We start from the raw sequence: 21352 nt of genomic DNA on the forward strand, positions 1-21352 counted from the left end.
CGGAGAGGACCTGCTTGCCCATGAGCGTCTACGACGTCGAGCTGCGCACCCTGGCCGGTGAGCCCGCCTCGCTGGGGCGATTCCGGGGGACCGCGGTGCTCGCGGTCAACGTGGCGTCGCAGTGCGGGCTGACGCCCCAGTACGCCGGCCTGGAGAAGCTGCACGAGCAGTACGCGGCCCGGGGGTTCGCGGTCGCGGGCTTCCCGTGCAATCAGTTCGGCGGCCAGGAGCCGGGTACGGCCGAGGAGATCGCGACGTTCTGCTCGGCGACGTACGGGGTGACCTTCCCGATGTTCGAGAAGGTCGAGGTGAACGGCCCGGGCCGGCACCCGCTTTACCAGGAGCTGGTGCAGACGGCGGACACCGACGGGGCGGCCGGCGACGTGCAGTGGAACTTCGAGAAGTTCCTGCTGGACGCCGCGGGCAGGCCGGTCGCCCGGTTCCGCTCGCGGACCGCGCCGGACGACCCCGCGCTGATCGCGGCGGTCGAGTCCGTCCTGCCGGGCTGACGCGACCGACTCGGGTGGGTCCGGGAGGCGGATGCCAACGACTGTGCAACGATCGCCCGTTCGACCCGGCGTCCGGCGCCCGCGCGCTGCGACAGTGACGCGCATGATCCGTGGTACCAGGCTCGCCGCGCTCGCGCTGTCCCCGCTGCTCGTGCTGGCAGCCGCCTGCGGCGACGACGCCGCGGACGGCGGGCCGACCCCCTCGGCGGACGGGGCGTCGAAGCCCGGCGTCCCCGCGCCGCCGACCGCGAGCCGGGCGCCGGCGCCCGGCGAGGGCTCGCAGGATCCTGACGACATCAACGGCGACGGGCACCGCGACCTCCTCGTGCCCGTGTTCCTCGGCGACGATCCCGAGACCGCCGAGGAGTGCGTGGGCGTCGTGTACGGTTCGGCCGACGGCCTCGACCCGGCCACGCACACCGTCCACAGGCGCGGCGACCTCGGTCTGCCGGACGGCCCCGCCGATGTCCCCGGAGCCGCCCACCTCTCGGTGAGCGACGTGGTCACCGCCGATCTGGACGACGACGGGTTCCCCGACTTCGTCACGACCGCACTGGCGGGCGAAGACGGCGGGTCCATGCCCTACGTGAGCTTCGGCGGCCCGCGGCAACCCGTCCCGGACCCCGAGACGACCGCCCTGCGGCTGCCCGCGGGCGTGACCGACGTGAGCTGGGGCACGCTGGTGCGCGGGGACTTCGACGCCGACGGCCACCACGACCTGGCGGCACAGCAGCAGCAGGGCGTCTCGGGCGGGGCACTGGTGGTGATGTACGGCCCCTTCACCCGGGCCGGCGAGCCCGCGCGCGTCGACACCAGCCTGCCGGTCGACGAGGGCACGCTCGTCGCGGACGAGATCGACCCCACCGGTGAGCCGCGGGCGACGGCGCTGCTGCGGCGCGGGATGACGGACGGCGAGCAGGCCACCAACACCCTCTACCCCGCCCGCCCCGGCACCGGACTGTCCGGCGACGTCCGCGAGCTGCAGCTCGGCAGCGCCCACGCCTTCGGGGACTTCGACGGCGACGGTCAGCGCGACGTCGCCGTGGGCGACGACGGCGGCCGGAACAACGAGCCGGGCTACGAGACGGAGAAGCCGGAGGTCGACGGCAAGGCCACCGTCTACCCAGGCAACGGCGACGAGCCGGTCCTCCGCACACTGCCGGAACCGCCCGCCGGCGAGGCCTCGGACTACGGCCCCGGCCACTTCTCCGCCGCCGACCCGGACGGCGACGGCCGCGACGCCCTGCTGGTCTCGACGTACGAGGACGCCACGCTCATCGACGGCGACGAGCGCGTGTCCGTCCTGCGCGAAGGACCGGCGCGGACCGCGGACGGCACGAAGACACCCGCGGACGAGCTGAACGCCCGGCCGGTGGGCGCCGCGGACTTCGACGGCGACGGCAAGGACGAGCTGGTTCTCAACTGGGCGCCCGATTCGCTCTTCGCACTGTACGGGGAGAATCCCACGTACTGGTGGATCACCGCCGGCACCTCGTCGCGGGACGCGGCGACCTTCACCACGACGGAGTTCGCGCCCGGCCCCTCCTGACCCCGCCGCCGGTCACGGGACGGGCTCGGTGCGCACCTGCACGGCCGCGGCGAGGCGGCGGCCGTGCGCGACGGCCTCGGCGGCGGTGGCGCCGCGGGTGAGGACGTGGCCGGCCTTGTCCTCGTTCCAGGTCAGCGGGGACACCACGACGCCGGGCCGCACGTCGAGCCGGAGTTCGACGCACGCCGGGTCCGCGCGTACCTCGTCGGCGCCGGTCACCTCCACCACCCGGCCGGGCTCCGGCGTGAGGAACCGTACGGCCGCACCGCCGCGCGGCTCCGGCGCCGCGGACAGCGGCGCCGGAGCCACACGGCCGAGCCCGGCGGCCAGGGCGTACCGCTCCATGTCGACGCCGTAGGCGATCTCGGTCAGCTCGTTGATCCGGTCGCCGCCGACGCGGTTGTGCGACTCGACGATCCGCGGGCCGCGGGAGGTCAGCTTGACCTCGGTGTGCCCGGGGCCGTTGCGCAGCCCGACCGCGTCGAGGAAGTCCGCCACCAGCCGCGTGACGTCGCGCAGCGTGCCGGCCGGGACGCCGCTGGGCTGCGCGTGCCCGATCTCGACGAAGCCGGCGCCGCCGGTCTCCTTGTCGGTCACCGCGACCACCACGTGCCGGCCGTCGAAGCTCAGGGTCTCCACGCTGATCTCCGGGCCGTCGAGGTACTCCTCCATCAGGAACTCCTCGAAGGCGCCGGCGTCGGTCAGGTCGCGCGCGGTCCACGCGCCGTCGAGCGCCCGGAACCGTTCGGCCACGGCATCCACGTCCGCCCGGTCGCGGACGTGGAACACCCCCAGGCTGCCCGACTCCCGGACCGGCTTGACGATGACCGGGAGCCCGTGCGCCGCCACGAACTCCCGCACGTCCCCCGCGGAGCGGCCGATCGCGGAGGCCACCGGGCTGACGCCGCGCGCGGCCAGGCGGCGGCGCATCCGCCCCTTGTCCAGCAGCAGTTCCACGGTCTCGACGGACTCGCCGCCCAGCCCGAGCGCCTCGTTGATCCGCGCCGCCGGCAGCAGCCCCAGCTCGAACAGCGAGACCGCCGCCCGTATCGGGTACGCCGCGTGCAGCGCCCGCACCAGCGGCAGGAGCCGGTCCGTGTCCCCGTAATCGAGCAGCAGCGCCTGGGCGACGTACGGCCACAGCTCGCGGTCGTACGCGTCCGGGAACTGGACGAGCACCACGTCCAGGCCGAGGTCCCGGGCCTTCCGCACATGCGCGAGCCTGCCGCCGACGACCAGGACGCGGGGCCGTGCGGCGGGGGTCGCCGATGACCGTGGGCTGTTCATGGTCGATTCCCTCTTCCGTGCGGTGGGTGCACCCGACACGCTACGGCGCATTCCGGACGTTCTGCTTCCGGAATAGCGGGCCGGCCCCTAGTCTGCGCGTGTGCCGACCGACCTCAGCCCCACCGCGCGGGCGCTGCGCACCATGGAGATCCTCCGGAGCCGCCCCGGCGCGACGGCGGACGAACTCGCCGCGGCGCTGGGCGTCACGGAGCGGGCGGCGCGCCGGTACGTCGGGATCCTGCGGGAGGCGGGCGTGCCGGTGGAGTCGGCCCGGGGCCGGTACGGCGGCTACCGGCTGGGGCGCGGCGCGCGACTGCCGCCGGTGGTCTTCACCGAGGCCGAGGCGCTGGCGCTGGTCATGGCGGCGCTCGACGACGCCGACGCGCTCGTGGGCAAGGCGCTGAACAAGGTGATCCGGGTGCTGCCGGAGGACGTCGGCCGGCAGGCGGCGACGCTGCGCGACCACGCCGCGGCGGCGCCCGACCCGCACGCGGCCCGCCCGGACCCGGCCACCACCGGCGCGCTCGTGGCGGCGTGCGCGGTGCGGCGGAGCGTGCGGGTGACGTACCGCAGCGAGTCGGGGCGGGAGTCGGAGGGGCTCGTCGACCCGTGGGCGGTGGTCGTACGCCACGGGCGCTGGTACCTGCTGTGCCGCTCGCACCGCGCGGACGCGATCCGCACGTACCGCGTCGACCGCATCGGCGAGGTCCACCGGACGACCCGCGCGTTCACCCCGCCCGACGACCTCGACCCGGTCGCGGTCCTGGAGGAGAACCTGGGCACGGGCTGGGAGTACCCCACCCGCGTGGTGTTCGACGCGCCGGTGGCGGAGGTCGCACGGTGGGTGCGGCCGCCGATGGGCCGCCTGGCGGCGGCGGGCGACGGCTGCGTGCTGACCGGCAGCACGAGCACGCCGACGATGTACGCGCGGGACTGGCTGGCCCGGCTGCCGTTCGCCTTCCGCGTCGAGGGCGGCCCGGAGCTGCGGGCGGCGGTCGCGGAGCTGGCGGCGCGGCTGACGTCGGCGACGGCCTCCATCCCCCTCAACAAGGCCACCACCGTCACCGGCGTCGAGCACTTCCCCGAAGGCACCGTCACCCGGACCCCCCGCCCCCGAACTCCCTGACCGCCACCGCCCGCCGAGTCACTTCGCCTCGCCGAGCGCCAGCGCCCGCAGCAGCAGGTACGCCGACTGCACGAACCGACTGCGCAGCGTGAGCCCGGAGTTGGTGAGCGCGGCGACGCACACCTCCCGCTCCGGGCTGAGCCCCACGAACGCGGTGCAGCCGCGGGTGGCGCCGCTGTGGAAGTACAGCGTCGCCCCCGCGAGGGTGCGTACGCTCCACGCCAGCCCCGACTTCTCCTCGGTCTCCCCCGGAAGTTCACGGACCCGTACGACCTCCTTCAGCGGAATCCGCAGCGGCGGGGGCACGTCGGAGCCGCCCGGGTCGAGGTGGGCACGCAGGAAGCGGATCAGGTCACGGGCGCTGGAGCGCACCGCGGCGGCGCCGGGGAGCGCCGGGATGACCCAGGGCGGGCGGCGGCGGCCGTGCCAGTAGCCGACGGCGTACGCGGGGTCGGGGTCGTCCGGGGCCGCGGTGCCGGTGTCGGTCAGTTCCAGCGGGTCGAGCACGCGCTCGCGGAGCAGCGGCCCGTAGTCGGTGCCGGCGCCGTCGGCCAGCAGCCGGCCGAGCAGCCCGACGCCGAAGTTGGAGTACCGCATGAGGGTCCCGGGCGGATGGTGCACGACGGCGCGGCCGAGCGCCGGCAGCAGCATCTCGGGAGTGAAGGACCGGTACGGGTTGGCGAACCAGAACGGCAGGCCGTGGAGCAGCAGCCCCGGCGGCAGCCGGGGCAGGCCGGAGGTGTGGGTCGCCAGGTGCTCGTAGGTGATGGCGCGGCCGTGGCCGCGTGGGAGGGCGGCGTACGGGAGGTGTTCGGCGATCCGGCCGGTCAGACTGACCTCGCCGCGCGCCGCGGTGTCAGCGAGCAGCAGTGCGGTGAAGGTCTTGGTCACCGAGCCGACTTCGAAGCGGGTGCGGTCGGTGGCCGACGCGGTGCCCGCGCGGTCGATGCCGCCGCGGCACAGCGTGCGGTACTCGCCGGTCACGGACACCGCGACGGCCACCGCGGCCCGCGGTTCCGCGGTGGCGGCCACCGCCTTGAGGGGTTCGTCGCGGAGTCTCATGTCGTCGTCGTCGCCGCCCGGCTAGGCACCGATGCGCGAGAGCACGAGAGTGGCGGCGATCGTGGCGACCACGGCGGAGTGGTAGTGGTCGTCGAACCGCCGGTCCGGGTCCCCGGTGCCGGTCCGGCCGTCGCGCGGCAGCAGCCCGTCCTCGTGCTGCGCGGCGGCCAGCCGCCGCCAGTCGGCCGGTTCGCGGGCCGGCTCGGGCATGCAGGCGTCGACGACGAGGAGTTCGGCGACGAGGTCCCACTCCTCGATCTCCAGCCACACGTCCGTCCACACCGGCAGCCAGGTGGCCAGGTAGTCCCGCAGGCGGGGCGGCAGGGCGTGCGGCCGGGCGCCCCAGTCGGTGAGATGGAAGACGGTGTGGGTCATGTGGTACGCCGTCATCCAGTCCATGGTCCACGGCTCGGGTGTGGCCCCGAGCCAGGTGGCCGCGGTGCGCGCGGACCAGTCGGTCCGGTCGACGACCCCGATCACGCGGGTCGCGTTGGCCACCGCCATGCGGCGGTTGGGCACGTGGTCGTACTCGCGGTACGACGTGAGGGTGGTCAGGTGGGCCAGCAGCTCCAGCCGCTCATGGCGGTGGCCGGCGCGGTGGAAGTGGACGTACGTCTCCAGCGGGTCGGTCATGGCCGGGAACCGCAACTGCCGCTCGTAGAGCAAGTCGCCGCCGCGGAGCTGGTCCCAGGCGAAGTCGAGCAGGTCGCGGGCCGTACGCCGGTCGGCGGCGGGGAACGACTCGTCGCGCAGCACCAGGGACGCGGCCAGCACCAGCTCGCTCAGCGGCTTGTACGCGCTGTCGGGCTCGGCCAGTTCGGCCGTGGTGCCCTCGGCGAACGCGGTCTGTTCACGGTTGCGGTGCAGCCAGCCCAGCGCCCGGGTGCCCATGCGGAGCGCGGTGGCACGCACCGGCTCCGCCGGCTCGCGGGCCGTCTTGTCGGCCGTCATCACAGTGTCCCTTCCGCACCGGTCAGGAGCCTTCGGGCGATGGCGAGGTCGAGCGCGGTACGGGCGCCGCCCGCGCCCCAGGCGAAGGTGGTCCAGCACCGACGGCACGTCGAGGGCAGGCGCCGCGCCGCGGCTCTCTGCCAGGGCGAGCCAGCGCACGAGCCGGGCGGCGGTGGGGTAGTCGCGGCGGAGCAGGGAGCGGGTGGTGCCGCGGCTGAGCGCCCGAACGTGCCGACAGGCCCGCTGCTGGACGGGCCCGTCCACCTCCGGAAGCGCCAGCGGGGCAAGCCGCGCCATGCGCCGCGACCGTTCCTGCCAGGACAGTTCGGCGTCTTCGGCGTCTTCGGCGTCTTCGGTGCTCCCGGCGACATCGGCCACCTCGGCGGCCGTGGCCCACTCGGGGTCATCGGGCGGGTACGGCACGGCCGGCACGGCGTCCGTCCCGCGGGCGAGCAGCGCGGCGGTGGTGTGGTCGCGCCAGCGCGCCTCGGCGCTGTCGCCCGGGCGGGGCGGGAAGACCCGCAGGGCCGAGCCGAGGGTCTCCCGGTCGGGCTGCGGTAACGGCTGCCGGCCGAAGAGGGCCGGTGCGAAGAGGTCGGGCCCCAGCACACGCACGGCGGCCAGCGCCGCGGTGTCCACCGGCCCGTCCGCCCCGGACACGGCCGGCAGCGGAGCCTGGGTGTCCCGAAGGACACCCAGGACGCGCCCGGCCAGTTGCTCCACCGCCTGGGCGTAGTCGGCCCGCAGTGCGGCATTCGACATCGGGCGCTCACCTTCTGCTGTCGGTCACGGACGTGGTTCTTCGGGCCGGGACCCGGCGACTGTCATCAGGAGGGGCGCGGCTCCTTCGGGAGCTTCGGGGACGCGAGCGCGAGCAGCTCGACCCCGGCGCCCTGCGGGGTGTACACGGGCGCGTCGCTGAACGGGGCCTCCGGCTCGTCGACCAGCGCCGTGAACGCGGCCCTCTCGGCCGTGCCGGCCCGGACGGGGGAGAGAGCCGGTGTCGTCTGTACGGACATCTTGCCTCCAAGAGTCGTCCCCTCGCGTATTGCGACGGGGAGGGAGTGACTGCGCCGCGCAGAGACGAGCGCGACGGGTGCGGCCGGTGGTTCACCCATCCGGCTCACCGCACTAACGACGATGTCCCCTCCCCGCCCGCCACTTAGATCCCACAAGCACGGACATCACACGATGGGTGCACCCAGGCGCACTGGGGTTTGGCACGCCGGTGAGGCCGCCTCCGGCGGTCCGGTCACACCCGGCCTATCAGGACATACCGCCCGTCGATGGCCGGCCCGCCCCGCAATCGCACGTCGCCGCCGAACATGTCCTCTCCGGTGGGCGGAGCCGAGGCGTCGTCATCCCCGCATCTTCGCAGCCACCACGGACACTCCACAGCGAAGCGCACACCGGCGCACGACAGGCTCAACCAGCGGCGCACCGCACTCGACCGGCACGTCGCCGTCGTCCTGTTCTGCAGCGACCGAGCACACAGCCGGTTCGCCGCGCATGACACAGGGTGAGCTTGCTCTGGTTTGACGGACACGGTGGTTGTGTCGGTCAGGCCGCGTGGACGGCTTCGTACTCGGTGGGGCTGCGGTAGCCCAGGCCGCTGTGCATCGAAGACGCCGGACCGTGGCTGGCCGCACTGCCGGAGTACGTATCCAAGCTCAAGAAAGCCACTGGTCCGGAGGACTCCGTGACTCCTCCATCCCGTGTACGGGGTGGCTTCTCGCTATGCCGGTTGGGCTTCGCGACGGACCAGCCCGGCCCGTAGAACGTTCACAGCGCCCACGGTGTCAGCGTGCACGGTGTGGCCGCACGCGACGCAGTGGAACGTGTCTTGCGTGGGCCGGTTCTCCTTGGCGGTGTGCTCGCATGGGGGGGCACCGCCGGGAGGTGTTGCGGGGGTCCACGGCCATCACTTCCCGTCCGGCGCTTTCAGCCTTGGCGGTGAGGATCTGGAGGAACACCCCCCATCCGGCATCAGCGATCGAGCGGTTCAGCCCGGCCTTCGCGCTTGCCCCGTTGGGCAGGAACGCACCCGGGTTGTCGGGGTCCGGCTTCGGCTCGGGGGTCTTGCTCATGTTGCGGATCTTGAGGTCTTCGTGCGCGATGAAGTCGTGTTCGCGTACGAGGTCGAGTGCGGTCTTGTGCGCGTGGTCGAGACGCTGGCGCCGTACCTTGCGGTGCAGCTTCGCCACGGTCTCCACGGCCTTGCGGCGCCGCTTCGAGCGTCGCTTACACCGGGTGAGAGCCCGCTGGGCCTCTTCGAGTCTCCTGGCGGCCTTGCGGCCGTGGCGTGGGTTCTGTACGAAGCCGCCGTTGGAGTCGGCGAGGAAGTTGGCTATGCCCATGTCGATGCCGACCACGGACCCCGTTGCGGGAAGTGGTTCGGGCTTGGCTTGTTCGGCGGTCAGGATCACGTACCAGCGTTTTCCTTCGCGTTTCACCGAGACCGTCTTGACCTTGCCGGCCACCGGCCGGTGCTGGTGCACCTTGACGTGTCCGACGCTTTGGAAGCGGACGCGGGTGACCCGATCGCGGGGGGTGGAGTTCCAGCGGCAGCCGTCGCCGTCCTTGGGAAAGTCCACGGTGTCGAACCGGCCCACCCCACGGAACCGCGGATAGCCCGGTTTGTCTCCGGCCTTGATGCGCCGGAAGAACGCGGCGAACGCCTTGTCCAGACGCCGCAAGGTAGCCTGTTGCGAGGAGAACGACCACCGGCCCTGACGCTCCGGGTCGCACGCCCGGATCTCCTTGAGCTGCGCGGACTACTGCCCGTACCGCACGGTCCTCTTCGATGTATGCCGGAAGGCGTCGCGGCGCTCTTGGAGGGCTCCGTTGTAGAGCGAGCAGTGATCGCGCAGTATCTCACCAAGCGCCTGTTCCTGCCACAGGGTGGGCCGCATCAGAAACTTGTACGCACGGATCAACTGGCCCACCCCCTCTCATAGTCTCGGAACGCCGAGACCATAGCATTGGCTTATGTCACCTCGCTGGGAAATGAAACCCTGATATACGGCGCGGCCCGTCACGTCGTCTACCACCCTGCGCGCACACTTGGTGTTCGTCACTACGTACCGGCGGAACGTCTTCAACGACGCCATGCTCACCCGATGCGAAGAGTTCATGCGGAAGGTCTGCGAAGACTTCGAGGCCGACCTGATCGAGTTCAACGGCGAAGAGGACCACGTACACCTACTGATCCACTACCCGCCCAAGGTCACCCTCTCCCACCCCGTCAACTCCCTCAAGGGCGTCAGCTCACGCCGACTGCGCCAGCAGTTCACCGGCCGCACCAACCGCGCGATCACGCACGGCCGCTTCTGATCTGGCTCCTACTTCGCCGGACCCTGCGGCGGTGCACCACTCCAAGTCCTCAAGGACTACATCGAAAACCAGAAGCGGCCCGACTGACCGCGCGACACCCGTGGGGCACTCCGGAGCGATGCCGCGGCGCTCCGCGCCACAGAGCCCGGATCGGATTCCCTCCCCGCCTGAAGGCGGGGATTCCCTCCGAAGAAGAGGGATGGCAGTACACCACGCGGAAGCTGTCCCGCAGCAACACCCGCCACCGCCGCGCCCGGTGGAAGGCCACCCGACCCGACCTGGTCCCGGTCGCCATCGACGGCACGGTGCACCTCGTGCCACGCCGCCTCGTCCGCGCCTACCGGCGCGGCCTGCTCCCACCGCCGGGCTGACGCGGGCGCACGGCGGTCGCACCGCCCGCGGCGTCACGCCACGCCTTCTCGCGCAGCAGCCGCAGGCCGTTCAGCCCCACGAGGACGGTGGAGCCCTCGTGGCCGGCCACGCCGAGCGGCAGGGGAAGGTACCCGGCCAGGTCCCAGACGACCAGCGCGGTGATGAACGTCCCGGCGATGGCCAGGTTCTGCACCACGAGCCGGCGGGCGCGACGGGACAGTGCCATGACGGCGGGAACGGCGGCGAGTTCGTCGCGTACGACGACGGCGTCCGCGGTCTCCAGCGCCAGGTCGGAACCGGCTCTGCCCATGGCGACGCCGACGTGCGCGGCGGCCAGCGCCGGGGCGTCGTTGACGCCGTCGCCGACGACCAGCACCCGCCGCCCGGCCTGCTCCCGTTCCCGTACGGCCGCCACCTTGTCCTGGGGCAGGAGACCCGCGCGGACGTCGGTGATCCCGACCCGGCCGGCCAGACGGGCGGCGGCGCGCTCGTTGTCGCCGGTGAGCAGTGTCGGCGTGGCGCCGGTCAGCGCCGTCAGGGCGCTGACGGTGGCGACGGCGTCGGGGCGCAGCCGGTCGGCGACGCCCAGCACACCGACCGGTTCGCCGTCGACGGTGACGGCCACGGCGGTGCGGCCGTCGGCCTCCAGGGCGGCCACCTCGTCGACGGCGGTCTTCGCCCGAGGTCCGGTCAGGTCGGTAAGGAGCCGGGCCGGGCTGCCGACGGCGACCCGCACCCCGTCGACGGTGGCGGCCACCCCGAGGCCGGGGGTGGAGGTGAAGCCGTCCACGGCCGGGACGGCCAGGTCGCGGGTGCGGGCGGCGTCGACCACCGCCCGGGCCAGCGGGTGCTCGGCGGGGTGTTCCGCCGCGGCGGCCAGGGTGAGCAGAGTGTCCTCGTCCGGGCCGGCCCCGGGCAGCGGGCGGACGTCGGTGACGTACGGGATGCCCTCGGTCAGGGTGCCGGTCTTGTCCAGCGCGGCCGCGTCGACCTGGCCGAGGCGCTCCATGACCACGGCGGACTTGACCAGTACACCGTGGCGGCCGGCGTTGGCGATGGCGGACAGCAGCGGTGGCATGGTGGCCAGCACCACCGCGCACGGCGACGCCACGATCATGAAGGTCATCGCCCGCAGCAACGCATCGGTCAGCTGGGCGCCGAAGGCGAGCGGGACGAGGAAGACGGCCAGGGTGGCGACGACCATCCCCGCCGAGTAGCGCTGCTCGACCTTCTCGATGAACAACTGGGTCGGCGCCTTGGTCTCGGATGCCTCCTCAACCATGGCGACGATGCGGGCGATGACGAAGTCGGCCGCGTCCCGCTCCACTCGTACCCGCAGCGCACCGGTGCCGTTGAGGGTGCCGGCGAAGACCTCGTCGCCGGCCTGCTTGGCCACCGGCAGCGGCTCACCGGTGATGGTGGCCTGATCGACCTCTCCGGCCCCGTCCAGTACCCGCCCGTCGGCGCCGACCCGCTCCCCCGGCCGCACCAGAACGAGGTCGCCGACCGCCAGATCCTCGACGGCCACCTGCTCCTCACCACCGTTCGGGGTCAGACGGGTGGCGGTGGCGGGGGTCAGGTCGAGCAGGCCGCGCACGGAATCGGCGGTCCGCGCGGTCGCGACGGCCTCCAGCCCGCCGGAGGCGGCGAAGATGACGATCAGCAGCGCGCCGTCCATCACCTGCCCGATGGACGCCGCGCCGAGTGCGGCGACCACCATCAGCAGATCGACGTCGAGAGTCCTGTCCGCGAGCGCCTTCACCCCGGCCAGGCCCGGCGCCCAGCCGCCGGTGACGTAGACCGCCGCGTACAGCGGCCCCCACGACCACGCCGGCCCACCGGCCAGCTGCAGCGCCAGCGCCGGGAGGAACAGCGCCAGCGCGGCGGTGGCCCAGCGTGCCTCGGGGAGCGCGAGCACCCTCGTACGCCGCCGGGGAACGCCCCGGGACGGTTCGGTGGCCGCGGACGCGGGGTGCGGGGTCAGCGTGGTGGGCGACATGACCGGGGTGGCTCCTTCACTCGGACCGGAAGCGTGCCGACCGGCCCACCATACAGGAACATATGAACACCTCTTCAATTATTTGCCATGGGTAGGATGGGCGCATGGGCCACGGAGCCGTTTCCCCCGCAGAGAACGCCGTCCCACGTGCGCGCTTGGACGCGGCCGACGCGGCGAAAGTGGCCACGACGCTCCAGGCCCTGGCCACCCCCTCCCGACTGCTGATCCTCGCTCGGCTGCGGGAGGGCCCCTGCACGGTCACCGAGTTGGCGCACGCGGTCGACATGGAGCAGTCCGCCTGCTCCCACCAGCTGCGGCTGCTGCGCAACCTCGGCCTGGTCACCGGCACCCGCAAGGGTCGCTCCGTGGTGTACGCCCTCTACGACAACCACGTCGCCGAACTCCTCGACCAGGCCGTCTACCACATCGACCACCTGCGCCTCGGCCTGAGCGACGCCACCGGAGCGGAGGCCGCGGAACCGGCGGAGACCGGGCGGAAAGACGCCTCCCCCGGCCCCGCACGCTGACATCACACGCCGGCCGCGCGGGGTGCGGGGGCGGTGTGGTCCGCTGCCCGATCGTGCTGCCGGCGGGCCGAGGCGGCGATCAGGCCCGCGGCGGCGAGAGTTGCCGCTCCGGTGGCCAGACCGGCGATGTGCAGCCCGCGGACGAAGCCGTGGGCGTACTGCTCGCCGCCCACGCCGGAGCCGGCCTGGGTCGCGACGATCAGCCCCAGTACGGCCACGCCCAGCGCCGTGCCCACCTGGCGCGTCGTGCTGATGCAGGCCGCGGCGAGGCCGGAGCGCTGGACCGCCAGCGCCGCGACCCCGGCCAGCTGGGTGGGACCGATGGACGCACCCATGCCGGCGCCGAGCAGGATCGACAGGGCGGCGAACGCCCAGAAGCCGGTGTCCGTGGCAAGCAGCGCCAGACCGGCGAGCGCCGCGCCGGAGATCGCGTACCCGACCGTCATCACGGTCGACGTACGGAAGCGGGCGCACAGCCTGGTGGCGAACGGTGAGACGGCGCTGAGGCTGAGGGTCAGCGGCAGGAATCGCAGCCCGGTGGACATGGCGGAATGCCCCTGGACCTGCTGCAGGTAGAGGGAGAGCAGGAAGAACACGGCGCTGGTGCCGAAGCCCAGGACGAACGAGGCGACGTTGGGCACCGTGAACCGGGAGTCGCGGAAGAGGCGCAGCGGCAGCATCGGCCGGGCGCCGCGCCGTTCGGCCAGCACGAACCCGGCAGCGGCGAGCGCCGCCACGGCCAGCGAGGCGAGGGTCTGCACCGAGGACCAGCCGTACTCCCGGCTCTCGATCAGCGCGTACGTGAGCGTGCCGAGCATCACCAGCCCGAGGACCTGCCCCGCGGGGTCGAACGCGGCGTGCTCCGGGTCGGAGCTCTCGGGAATGGCGCGCACGCCGAGCCACAACGCGGCCAGGCCCACCGGCAGGTTGATGAGGAAGATGCCGCGCCATCCCACGGTGTCCACCAGTACGCCGCCGAGCAACGGCCCCGCGACGATCGCAGCCCCGGCGACCGCGCCGTTGAGCCCGAGCATCCGAGCCCGCGCCCGCGGCTCCGGGTACGCCTGGACGAGGTTGGACAGCGTTCCGGTGAACATCAGGGCCGCGCTCGCCCCTTGCACCGCCCGCGCGGTGATCAGCCCTCCGACGGTGGGCGCGGCGGCACAGGCGAGCGAGGCGAGGGTGAAGAGCGCCACACCCACGAGGTAGGCGCGCTTACGCCCCCAGCGGTCGCCGAGCATGCCTCCCGACAGCAGCAGCGCAGACAACGGCAGGGTGTAGGCATCGACGATCCACTGCATACCCGACGTCCCGGTGTCCAGGTCACCCCCGATGTCAGGCAGGGCGACGGTCACGATCGAGACGTCGAGCAGGGCGATGAACGCGCCGAGCATCAGCCCGAGGGGCAGCCGCCAACCGGGGCGTGTGGGCATGAGCGGTCCTTTCGACAACGATTTTCATTGCGAGGGGACCACGGTGCGACCTAAAGTCGACTTGATGTCAAACGGCGACAGCAACGGCAGCGGGGGCGGATCGGCGGCGTACGGCGTGGGCGAGGTGGCGGCCCGCTTCGGCGTCGCCGCCTCCACCCTGCACTGGTGGGAGAAGCAGGGGCTCCTCACGCCGGCGCGCCGCGCGGGGCGGCGCGTGTACGGCGACGCCGACCTCCGCCGCATCGCACTGATCCAGCTCCTGCAGGGCACGGCGATGATGAGCCTGCCCGAGATCGCCACCCTTCTCGCGGGCGGTACCGCCGACCGCGACTGGCGCGCGGCGGTGGGCCGGCGGCTGGCATCGTGCGACGAGCAGTTGGCCCGGCTCGCCTCGGCTCGCGCCTACCTGGAACACATGCTCACCTGCCCGAGCGATCACCCGGTGGACACGTGCCCTTATCTGGCCGAGGAGATCAACGCCTACCTGGCGGCCGTGCCAGATCATCGAGGCCCGAGTTATTGAATATGATTGTCATTTTATTTAGGGTGGAGGTACTCAACTTCTCCTGACCGGAGGTTCGATGTCCACCACCCTGAACCGCGCCCTGCTCGTCTCCGGCACGACCCTGGCCGCGCTCGGCCTGGCGGCTGCACCGGCTCTCGCGGAGCCGGTCACCCTCTCCGAGGGGCACGTCGATGTCGTCGACATCGGCTACGAGGCGGGCACGCTCGAGCTCAGCCTGCACGACGGGACCACCGGAACGCCGGTGGAGCGCGACCCGGCCGAAGTCACCCTGCACGTCAAGCCGGAGGCCGAGACCGCGGTGCCCGGCGACTCCGCGTACGGGTTCCTCGGCGACCCCGGCGACCCGGTGTGGATCCTGCCGCAGAGCCAGGACCCGGAACTCCTCTTCGCCGGCTGGTCCGCGCACGAGCTGCCGGCCGGCGCCTTCCAGGGCGACTCGGTGCAGCTGCGGCTGACCGCCGTCAGCGGCCCGGCCGACGTCAGCGTCTTCGACACCGGGACGAGCGGACCGGCCAAGCGGTTCGACAGCGGCGACGGGCTGCCCGACTCCGTCGCCGTCTCCGCCGGCGCCCACCACCACACCAACTGGGCGTTCGTGGCCGAGGGGACGTACACCCTCACCTTCCAGGCGAGCGGCCAACTGACCGACGGCACGACCGTCACGTCGGACGCGGTGGACTACCACTTCACTGTGGGCTGACCCGCGCGCACGGCCCCGGGGAAGATCCCCCGGGGCCGAGGCATATGGCCGTTCGGTCGCGGTGGTCGGGTCAGCCCGCGGCCGGCCCGGCCGGCGCCGGAACGTCCTGCCCCTCCCCCGCCGGGGATTCGGCGCCGTCCTCCCGGCGCACGTCGCGCTTGCGGTGGCCGGCGAGGAGGCCGTGGCGGGGGGCGAAGAGCCAGCACAGGACGAACGCGCCGGTGGCCACGAGGACGATGAGGCCGCCGGCGGCGAGGTTGCGGTGGTACGACACGTACAGGCCGACGACCGCGGAGCCGGCGCCGACGGCGGGCGCCAGGACCATCATCACGCCGATGCGGTCGGTCAGCAGCCGCGCGCACGCGGCCGGGGTGATGAGCAGCGCGAGGACGAGGATGTTCCCGACCGCCTGGAGCGCGATGACCACCGTGATCGTGACGAGCGCGTAGAGCAGGATGTCCAGGCCGAAGACCGGCAGACCCGCGGCCCTCGCGGTCTCCCGGTCCAGGCTGACGGTCACCAGCTCCTTGTGCACCGCCGCGGCGGCGAGCAGCACGACCGTCCCCATCACGGCCACGGTGCGCACGTCGCCGTCGCTGATGCCGAGGATCTGCCCGAAGAGGAAGGACTCCAGCGAGCCGCCGTAGCCGGGGGCGGTGCTGAGGATGACGATGCCCAGGCCGAACGCCGCGGCGAAGAACACGCCGATGACGCTGTCCTCCTTCAGCCGCCGGTTCTGGGAGAACACCGCGACGGCGAGCGTGGTGAGCAGCCCGGCCGCCGCGCCGCCGACGACGAGGTTGAACTCCAGCACGAAGGCGATCGCCACCCCGGGAAAGACCGCGTGGGAGACGGCGTCGCCGATGAACGCCATGCCGCGGAGCACCACATGGCAGCCGACCACGCCGGAGACGACGCTGCACATGACGGCGACGGCGAAGGCGCGCTGCATGAACACGTGCTGCCACGGGTCGGTGAGGAAGTCGGCGAATGCACTCATGGGGTCACGCCCAGGGAGGTGAGCAGGGCCTCGGATCTGGTGACGCCGAAGGCGCGCAGCCAGACCGCGGGGTCGCGCAGCGTGGCAGGTTCGCCGTCGGCGACGACGGTGCGGTTCAGCAGGCACAGCCGGGTGGCGATATCGGCGGCCTGGGGCAGGTCGTGCGTGGTCATCAGCAGCGCCTTTCCCTCCGCCCGCAGGCCGGCGAAGAGGTCGGTCAGCAACTCCTGCGTGGGTACGTCGAGTCCGGTGAACGGCTCGTCGAGAAGCAGCAGCCGGGGGCGTACGGCGAGGGCGCGGGCGACCAGGACGCGCTGGCGCTGCCCGCCGGACAGCTCGGCGATGGGTCGGTCGCGCAAGGGGGTCATGGCCACTCGCTCCAGGGCGTGGTCGACGGCCTCGCGGTCGGCGCGGCCCGGCCGGCGCAGCCAGCCGATGCGGTGCGTACGGCCGGTCATGACGGCCTTGTGCACCGGCAGCGGGAAGTCCCAGGCGAACTCGTGGCGTTGCGGTACGTAGCCGATGCCGCCCCGGCCGCGGGCCGCGGGTTCGCCCTGCAGGTCGATCGTGCCCGCCGCGGGGGGCAGCAGGCCGAGGACCGCGCGCAGCAGGGTGGTCTTGCCGGCCCCGTTCGGCCCGATCAGCCCGACCAGCTCCCCGGCCCGTACGGCCAGGTCGACGTCCTGCAGTGCCATCCGCCCGCCGAGGGCCACGCCGAGGCCGCGTACGTCCAGCAGGGGCGGCTCCGTTGCCACGGCGGTCACCGCTCGCCCCCGCTCGGGCGGGGGCCCCGGCCGCGGCGCCAGACGACGGTGGCGGCCACGGCCGCCACCAGCGCGGCGGCTCCGGTGCCCCACCACCGCGGCGCCGTGGAGTCGTCGGTGCCCTCGCCCGAGGACGCGGCGGCGTCCGGCGCGGCGCCGTCCCGCGGCTCCTCGCCCGCGGACGCGCCGGGGGAGTTCTCGTCCCGTGCCGCGCCGGCCGCGGTGAAGGCTTTCCGCGGGTCCTGGGGGCCGACGGAGAACCGCAGGGTCCTGCTGTCCTCGTGTGCGGTGCCGTCCTTGGTCGTCGCGCTCATCCGCACGTCCAGCGCGTACGTTCCGGGTTCGGTGAAGGCCCAGTTGCCGTGCACGTGGCTGTTGATCTCGACGCCGGTCTCCTGCGGCAGCGGCTTGCGCCCGTCGAAGAGGATCTGCGGGGCGCCGAAGCTGCCGTTCAGGAAGAGCACGAAGTCGCCGGGGCCTGCGACGCCCGTCAGCTGCCAGGTCACCTCCCGCTCCACGCGGGCGGCGACCTCCGGCTCCTGGCTGTTCCAGCCCGGCCACAGCACGCCGTCCCGCTGAGCCTGCGGCAGCAGCCACACCCGGGAGCCCGGCTCGCCGAGGAAGGAGAACTCCGTCCCCTCCGGCACCTCCGCCCCGGCCGCGTCGGTGACGTGCAGGACGACGTCGTCGGTGTTGCGCCACGTCGGCGGCTCCACGGTGTCGTCGCGGATCTGCACGGTCCAGGCGCCGTCGTCGAAGCGCGGCCCGATGTCAACGTGGCCGTCCCCGACGACGACGCGTCCGGTGCCGGTCGTGGGCGCGGCCCCGGACTCGTCACCCTGGGCGGGCGACTGCGCCGCGGCCGGGGCGGCGACGAGCAGGGCGGCCAGCAGCGCGCCGGCCGGCGGTAGGGCGCGGCGGCGGATGAGGGTGGTGGTCACGTGTCCGGGCCTCCGAGGCAGCGGCGCAGCTCGTCGGCGTTGTGCCGCATCATGTCCGTGTAATGCCGGGTCTTCTCGTCGAAGGCGTCACCGAACAGCTTGCACACCTCCACGTCCTGGTCCTCGGCCACCTGCGTGAGCACCGAGGCGCGCCGGGCGAGATTGGGCTCCATGAACACCGCCGGGACGCCGAGGTTGTCGATGGTGCGGGTGAGCTTCTCGACGTCGTCCGCGCTGGGTTCCTGGGCCGGGTTGGGAACGACGAACCCCGCGACGGTCATGCCGTAGGCGTCGGCGAGATAGCCGAACGCGTCGTGCGTGGTGATCAACTGCCGCCGGTCCGCCGGAATCCGGTCGACCTGCTGCTGCAGATAGGCGTCGAGCCGGTCCAGCTCGCGTCCGTACGCTCGGCTGCGGCTGTCGTACGTGCGGGCGCCCCGCGGGTCCGCCTTCTTCAGCGTGTCGCGGATCAACTGCGTGTACGCCTTGGCGTTCTGCACGTCTTGCCACAGGTGCGGGTCGATCTCCCCGTGCACGTGCTTGCCGAGAACGGCCTGCGGAAGCTGGTGGATCTGCGCGCCCGGCGGGCCGAGGAAGGAGAACTCACTCTCCTCGGGCACCTCGTCGAGGGCGCGGTTGGGCACGTCGATCACGACGTCGCCCGGCGGTATCTCCTCCTGCTCCTCCCCGCCGGAGCGCAGGTCGGTGTACGCGGACATCCGCCCGGTGTCGATGTTGACCGTCAGGTCCGTGTGCCCCCCGTCGAGGACGGTGTCGCCCTCGTCCGCCACCGTGTGCGGGTCGACGCCGACCGCGAAACGGAAGGTGCCCTCCCCCACCGGGCGCGGCTCGGCGCCGCCGTTCCGCAGCCGGGCCTCAAGGGCCAGTTCGTACACCCCGGGCTCGGTGAAGGCCCAGTTGAGATGGGTGTGCGCGGCCGGCGGCAGGGAGGTGGTGTCGGCGGCGGAGAAGCCGTCCGTGGAGTCGAAGTACTTCTTCGGCTTCCCCAGGGACTCGGTCAGGTACGCCACCAGCTCGCCCGGACCCGTCACGCCGGTGGCCGACAGCAGGATGTCGGAGGACCGGGTCGCGCCGCGGGCCTCGCCGTCGCCGCGCACCCGCAGGCCCAGCCAGAGCACGTCCAGGCCGACGTCCTCGACCAGCGGGATGACGTTCGCGCCGTACGTCTCCGACGCCTCGGCGAGCGAGACGTTCGGCGTGCCCTTGCGGGCGTTGGCATCGACGGTCTTGATCAGGGCGTGCTCCTCCAACAGCAGATGGTTGGTGAAGGTGACGTCGGCCTCCGTGACCCTCTCCGCATCCGCGGGGGTGGGCTCGTAGGAGTGCGGATCGCCGCCGGGCGGCACGATCGAGTCGGCCTGCACCCGGTCCCCGCCGGCCTGGCGGACCAGGTCGGCGAGGATCTCCGTGGTGGTGACCACCTTCAGCTCCGCGTCCGGGTTCTCCTCCGCCGCGTAGGGCCGGGCGTGGCCCTCGCACCCGGCCAGCACCAGCGCGAAGGCGGCGGTGACGGCGGCGGTCAGGGTTCGCGGCGCACCTCGACGGCGCGCGGTGCGGGTCGTCATGAGGCGGCGTCACCGCCGGCCGCGGACTCCGTACGGCGGCGTGTCCGGCCGAGGGCGACGGCTGTCGCGCCGCCGAGCACCAGCGCGGCGGCGCCGGCGGCCAGTGGACCGACGGGGGCACCGCCGGTGTGCGCCATGCTGCCGTCACCGCCGTCGGAGGAGCCCGGGCCCGGGGAGCCGCCGCCGTCTCCGTCGCCACCGGGACCGGAACCACCCCCGGGCCCGCCGGTTCCGCTCCCGTCGTCGCCACCGCCGCCCGGCGTGACCGTGCCCGGGTCGACGTCCCCGACGGCGAAGGTGTACGTGCGGGTGTCCGAGGTCGTCTGGCCGTTCGGCTTCTCACCGCTCAGCCGGAACGTGACCTTGTAGACGCCCTGTTCGCTGAAGCCCCAGTTGGCGTGGGCGTGCACCCCGAGGTCGACCTTCCCGGCGTCGGGCACGCCGTCCCGCGAGTTGTACAGCACCTCCGCTCCGCCCAGCCCCGCGGCCGACCAGATCGCCAGCTCCCCCGGCCCGCTGACCTTGGTCAGCGCCATGTCGACCGGACCGTTCAGGTCACCGCCGGCCAGCGACTCGGTGTTCCACCCCGCCCAGATCACCCCGCTCTTCTGCACCTGCGGGACGAGCCAGAAGTCGCTGCCCGGCGCGCCCAGGAAGTCGTAGTCACCGCCGGCCGGCACCTTTTCCCCGGCCTCCGGCACCACGTGCATGACCACCGAGGACGGCTCACGCCAAACGACGTCCCCCGGATTGCGGCTGTCCTTGAACAGCGTGCGCAGCCTGCCGTTCACCATCCGGCCGGCGATCGCGTCGACGTGCCCGTCGTCGATCACCACCTTCTCGCTCGCGATGTCCCCGCTGCGCGCCGCGGGAGAATCGGCGGTGCGGGAGCTGCCGGAGTTGGGGGCAGCTCCCGCACCGCCGGTGGCCGCGCCCGGGCTTGCGCCGTCATCCGCGGGCGGGGCCGGATCGGGGGAGGCAGGAGGCGGGGAGGCGGAACCGGTGTCTTGCGGTGCGACCCGTACGGTCCACTCCGTGCTGGCCGTCGCGGCCGTTCCCGAGGCGAGGTCGGCACCGGCCTCCGAGGTGATGCGGTACTCCCCCGGCTCGTCGAACGCCCAGGCCAGCTCCCCGCTCTCGGCGGCGGGCAACGCCTGGCCGTCCGGCAGCCCGTCACTGCTGTCGAACAGCACCCGCGGACGCTGGGCGTCTCCCGCGGAACCGGCCGCAGGCGGCTCGAAAACGGCCACGTTCCCTGGCCCCTCCACCCCGGTCAACGCCCACTCCACGGCGCCGTCGGCACCGTCCGCGAGGCTGTCCGCCGATATGCCGGAGGTGTCCCAGCGCGGCGCGCCGTTCCCGGCCGCCGCACCGCCCAGGACCCACACCGGAGTGCCCGGCCTGCCCAGGAAGCCGTAACCGCCGCCCTCGGGCACGCGGGTGCGGGCCTCGGGACCGACGTCGAGGTCCGCCGTTCCGCCGTCGCCGGCGTCCGACGTCCCGGGGCCGAGGTCCAGGGCCAGCGTGCCGTCGTCGAGGGACAGCACGACGTCGGCGCCGCCGGCCCCGGTGGGGCTCGCGGGGCCGGCGACGGCCGCGGGAGTGCCCGCCGCCGCCAGGGCGACGGAACCGACGATGCCGGCGGCCGTCCAGCGGGCGTTCTTCCTTGTTGCCATGGGACGAAGGC

General features: G+C 73.2%; 18 protein-coding genes and 2 pseudogenes. 8 read left to right on the plus strand and 12 right to left on the minus strand.

The window, feature by feature from the left end; genetic code table 11:
* The first annotated feature begins 20 nt into the window (after positions 1-20).
* Positions 21-509 carry a glutathione peroxidase gene (locus T328_RS06995; RefSeq protein WP_496495011.1) on the plus strand — a complete coding sequence of 163 codons (489 nt, stop codon included), beginning with the start codon at positions 21-23 and terminating at the stop codon, positions 507-509.
* 103 nt (positions 510-612) lie between these two features.
* Positions 613-2058 (plus strand): hypothetical protein, encoded by a 1446-nt coding sequence (locus tag T328_RS07000; protein ID WP_496495012.1) that lies wholly within the window; start codon positions 613-615, stop codon positions 2056-2058.
* A 12-nt stretch (positions 2059-2070) separates the two neighbouring features.
* On the opposite strand, the gene T328_RS07005 is transcribed toward T328_RS07000, so the two are convergent.
* Positions 2071-3345, minus strand: a complete 1275-nt coding sequence (locus T328_RS07005; RefSeq protein WP_496495013.1) for an ATP-grasp domain-containing protein — start codon at positions 3343-3345, stop codon at positions 2071-2073.
* 100 nt (positions 3346-3445) lie between these two features.
* Between T328_RS07005 and T328_RS07010 the strand changes: the two genes are divergently transcribed.
* Positions 3446-4471, plus strand: a complete 1026-nt coding sequence (locus tag T328_RS07010) for a helix-turn-helix transcriptional regulator (RefSeq protein ID WP_496495014.1) — start codon at positions 3446-3448, stop codon at positions 4469-4471.
* An 18-nt stretch (positions 4472-4489) separates the two neighbouring features.
* On the opposite strand, the gene T328_RS07015 is transcribed toward T328_RS07010, so the two are convergent.
* The 4 genes and pseudogenes from T328_RS07015 to T328_RS07030 all read right to left on the minus strand — a co-directional run bounded on the left by T328_RS07015 (position 4490) and on the right by T328_RS07030 (position 9420).
* Positions 4490-5533: a serine hydrolase domain-containing protein gene (locus T328_RS07015; RefSeq protein ID WP_496495015.1), complete on the minus strand. Its 1044-nt coding sequence runs from the start codon at positions 5531-5533 to the stop codon at positions 4490-4492.
* 21 nt (positions 5534-5554) lie between these two features.
* A complete protein-coding gene (locus T328_RS07020; RefSeq protein ID WP_496495366.1) occupies positions 5555-6484 on the minus strand; it encodes a DUF6895 family protein in 930 nt (309 codons plus the stop codon).
* Between the two features lie 827 nt (positions 6485-7311).
* Positions 7312-7503 (minus strand): hypothetical protein, encoded by a 192-nt coding sequence (locus T328_RS07025; protein WP_496495016.1) that lies wholly within the window; start codon positions 7501-7503, stop codon positions 7312-7314.
* Between the two features lie 716 nt (positions 7504-8219).
* A pseudogene (locus T328_RS07030) lies at positions 8220-9420 on the minus strand (RNA-guided endonuclease InsQ/TnpB family protein).
* 78 nt (positions 9421-9498) lie between these two features.
* Here T328_RS07030 and tnpA point away from each other — a divergent pair.
* Positions 9499-9904, plus strand: a pseudogene (gene tnpA, locus T328_RS07035) (IS200/IS605 family transposase).
* Between the two features lie 92 nt (positions 9905-9996).
* On the plus strand, positions 9997-10188 hold the full coding sequence (gene rpmF / locus T328_RS07040) for a 50S ribosomal protein L32 (RefSeq protein ID WP_496495367.1): 192 nt from the start codon (positions 9997-9999) through the stop codon (positions 10186-10188).
* Here the strand turns inward: rpmF and T328_RS07045 are convergent.
* On the minus strand, positions 10155-12188 hold the full coding sequence (locus T328_RS07045; RefSeq protein WP_496495017.1) for a heavy metal translocating P-type ATPase: 2034 nt from the start codon (positions 12186-12188) through the stop codon (positions 10155-10157). The two genes, rpmF and T328_RS07045, sit on opposite strands and share 34 nt — an antisense overlap.
* A 104-nt stretch (positions 12189-12292) precedes the next feature.
* Here T328_RS07045 and T328_RS07050 point away from each other — a divergent pair, with 104 nt between their 5' ends.
* Positions 12293-12715, plus strand: a complete 423-nt coding sequence (locus T328_RS07050) for an ArsR/SmtB family transcription factor (RefSeq protein ID WP_496495018.1) — start codon at positions 12293-12295, stop codon at positions 12713-12715.
* Positions 12716-12717: 2 nt separating this feature from the next.
* Here the strand turns inward: T328_RS07050 and T328_RS07055 are convergent, their stop codons facing one another.
* Entirely contained in the window at positions 12718-14148 is a 1431-nt protein-coding gene (locus T328_RS07055; RefSeq protein ID WP_496495019.1) for an MFS transporter, read from the minus strand.
* A gap of 64 nt (positions 14149-14212) precedes the next feature.
* On the opposite strand from T328_RS07055, the gene T328_RS07060 reads away from it, so the two are divergent.
* On the plus strand, positions 14213-14671 hold the full coding sequence (locus T328_RS07060; protein WP_496495020.1) for a MerR family transcriptional regulator: 459 nt from the start codon (positions 14213-14215) through the stop codon (positions 14669-14671).
* Between the two features lie 58 nt (positions 14672-14729).
* Positions 14730-15374, plus strand: coding sequence for a choice-of-anchor M domain-containing protein (locus T328_RS07065; protein ID WP_496495021.1), 645 nt, complete (start codon positions 14730-14732; stop codon positions 15372-15374).
* 70 nt (positions 15375-15444) lie between these two features.
* On the opposite strand, the gene T328_RS07070 is transcribed toward T328_RS07065, so the two are convergent.
* From T328_RS07070 to T328_RS07090, 5 genes are read right to left on the minus strand one after another with little or no spacing between them, the layout of a single operon-like run.
* Positions 15445-16374, minus strand: a complete 930-nt coding sequence (locus T328_RS07070; RefSeq protein WP_496495022.1) for an anchored repeat-type ABC transporter permease subunit — start codon at positions 16372-16374, stop codon at positions 15445-15447.
* The gene (locus tag T328_RS07075) at positions 16371-17129 is read right to left on the minus strand and encodes an anchored repeat-type ABC transporter ATP-binding subunit (protein ID WP_496495023.1); all 759 of its coding nucleotides are present in this window, start codon (positions 17127-17129) and stop codon (positions 16371-16373) included. Before T328_RS07075 ends, T328_RS07070 begins: the two co-directional genes overlap by 4 nt.
* Positions 17130-17134: 5 nt before the next feature.
* A complete protein-coding gene (locus T328_RS07080) occupies positions 17135-18079 on the minus strand; it encodes a TIGR03773 family transporter-associated surface protein (RefSeq protein ID WP_496495024.1) in 945 nt (314 codons plus the stop codon).
* Complete coding sequence (locus T328_RS07085; RefSeq protein WP_496495025.1) at positions 18076-19665, minus strand: anchored repeat ABC transporter, substrate-binding protein; 1590 nt, start codon at positions 19663-19665, stop codon at positions 18076-18078. Before T328_RS07085 ends, T328_RS07080 begins: the two co-directional genes overlap by 4 nt.
* On the minus strand, positions 19662-21341 hold the full coding sequence (locus T328_RS07090; RefSeq protein WP_496495026.1) for a TIGR03773 family transporter-associated surface protein: 1680 nt from the start codon (positions 21339-21341) through the stop codon (positions 19662-19664). Before T328_RS07090 ends, T328_RS07085 begins: the two co-directional genes overlap by 4 nt.
* Positions 21342-21352: the final 11 nt, after the last annotated feature.

The organism is Streptomyces sp. CNX435, assembly GCF_059570575.1.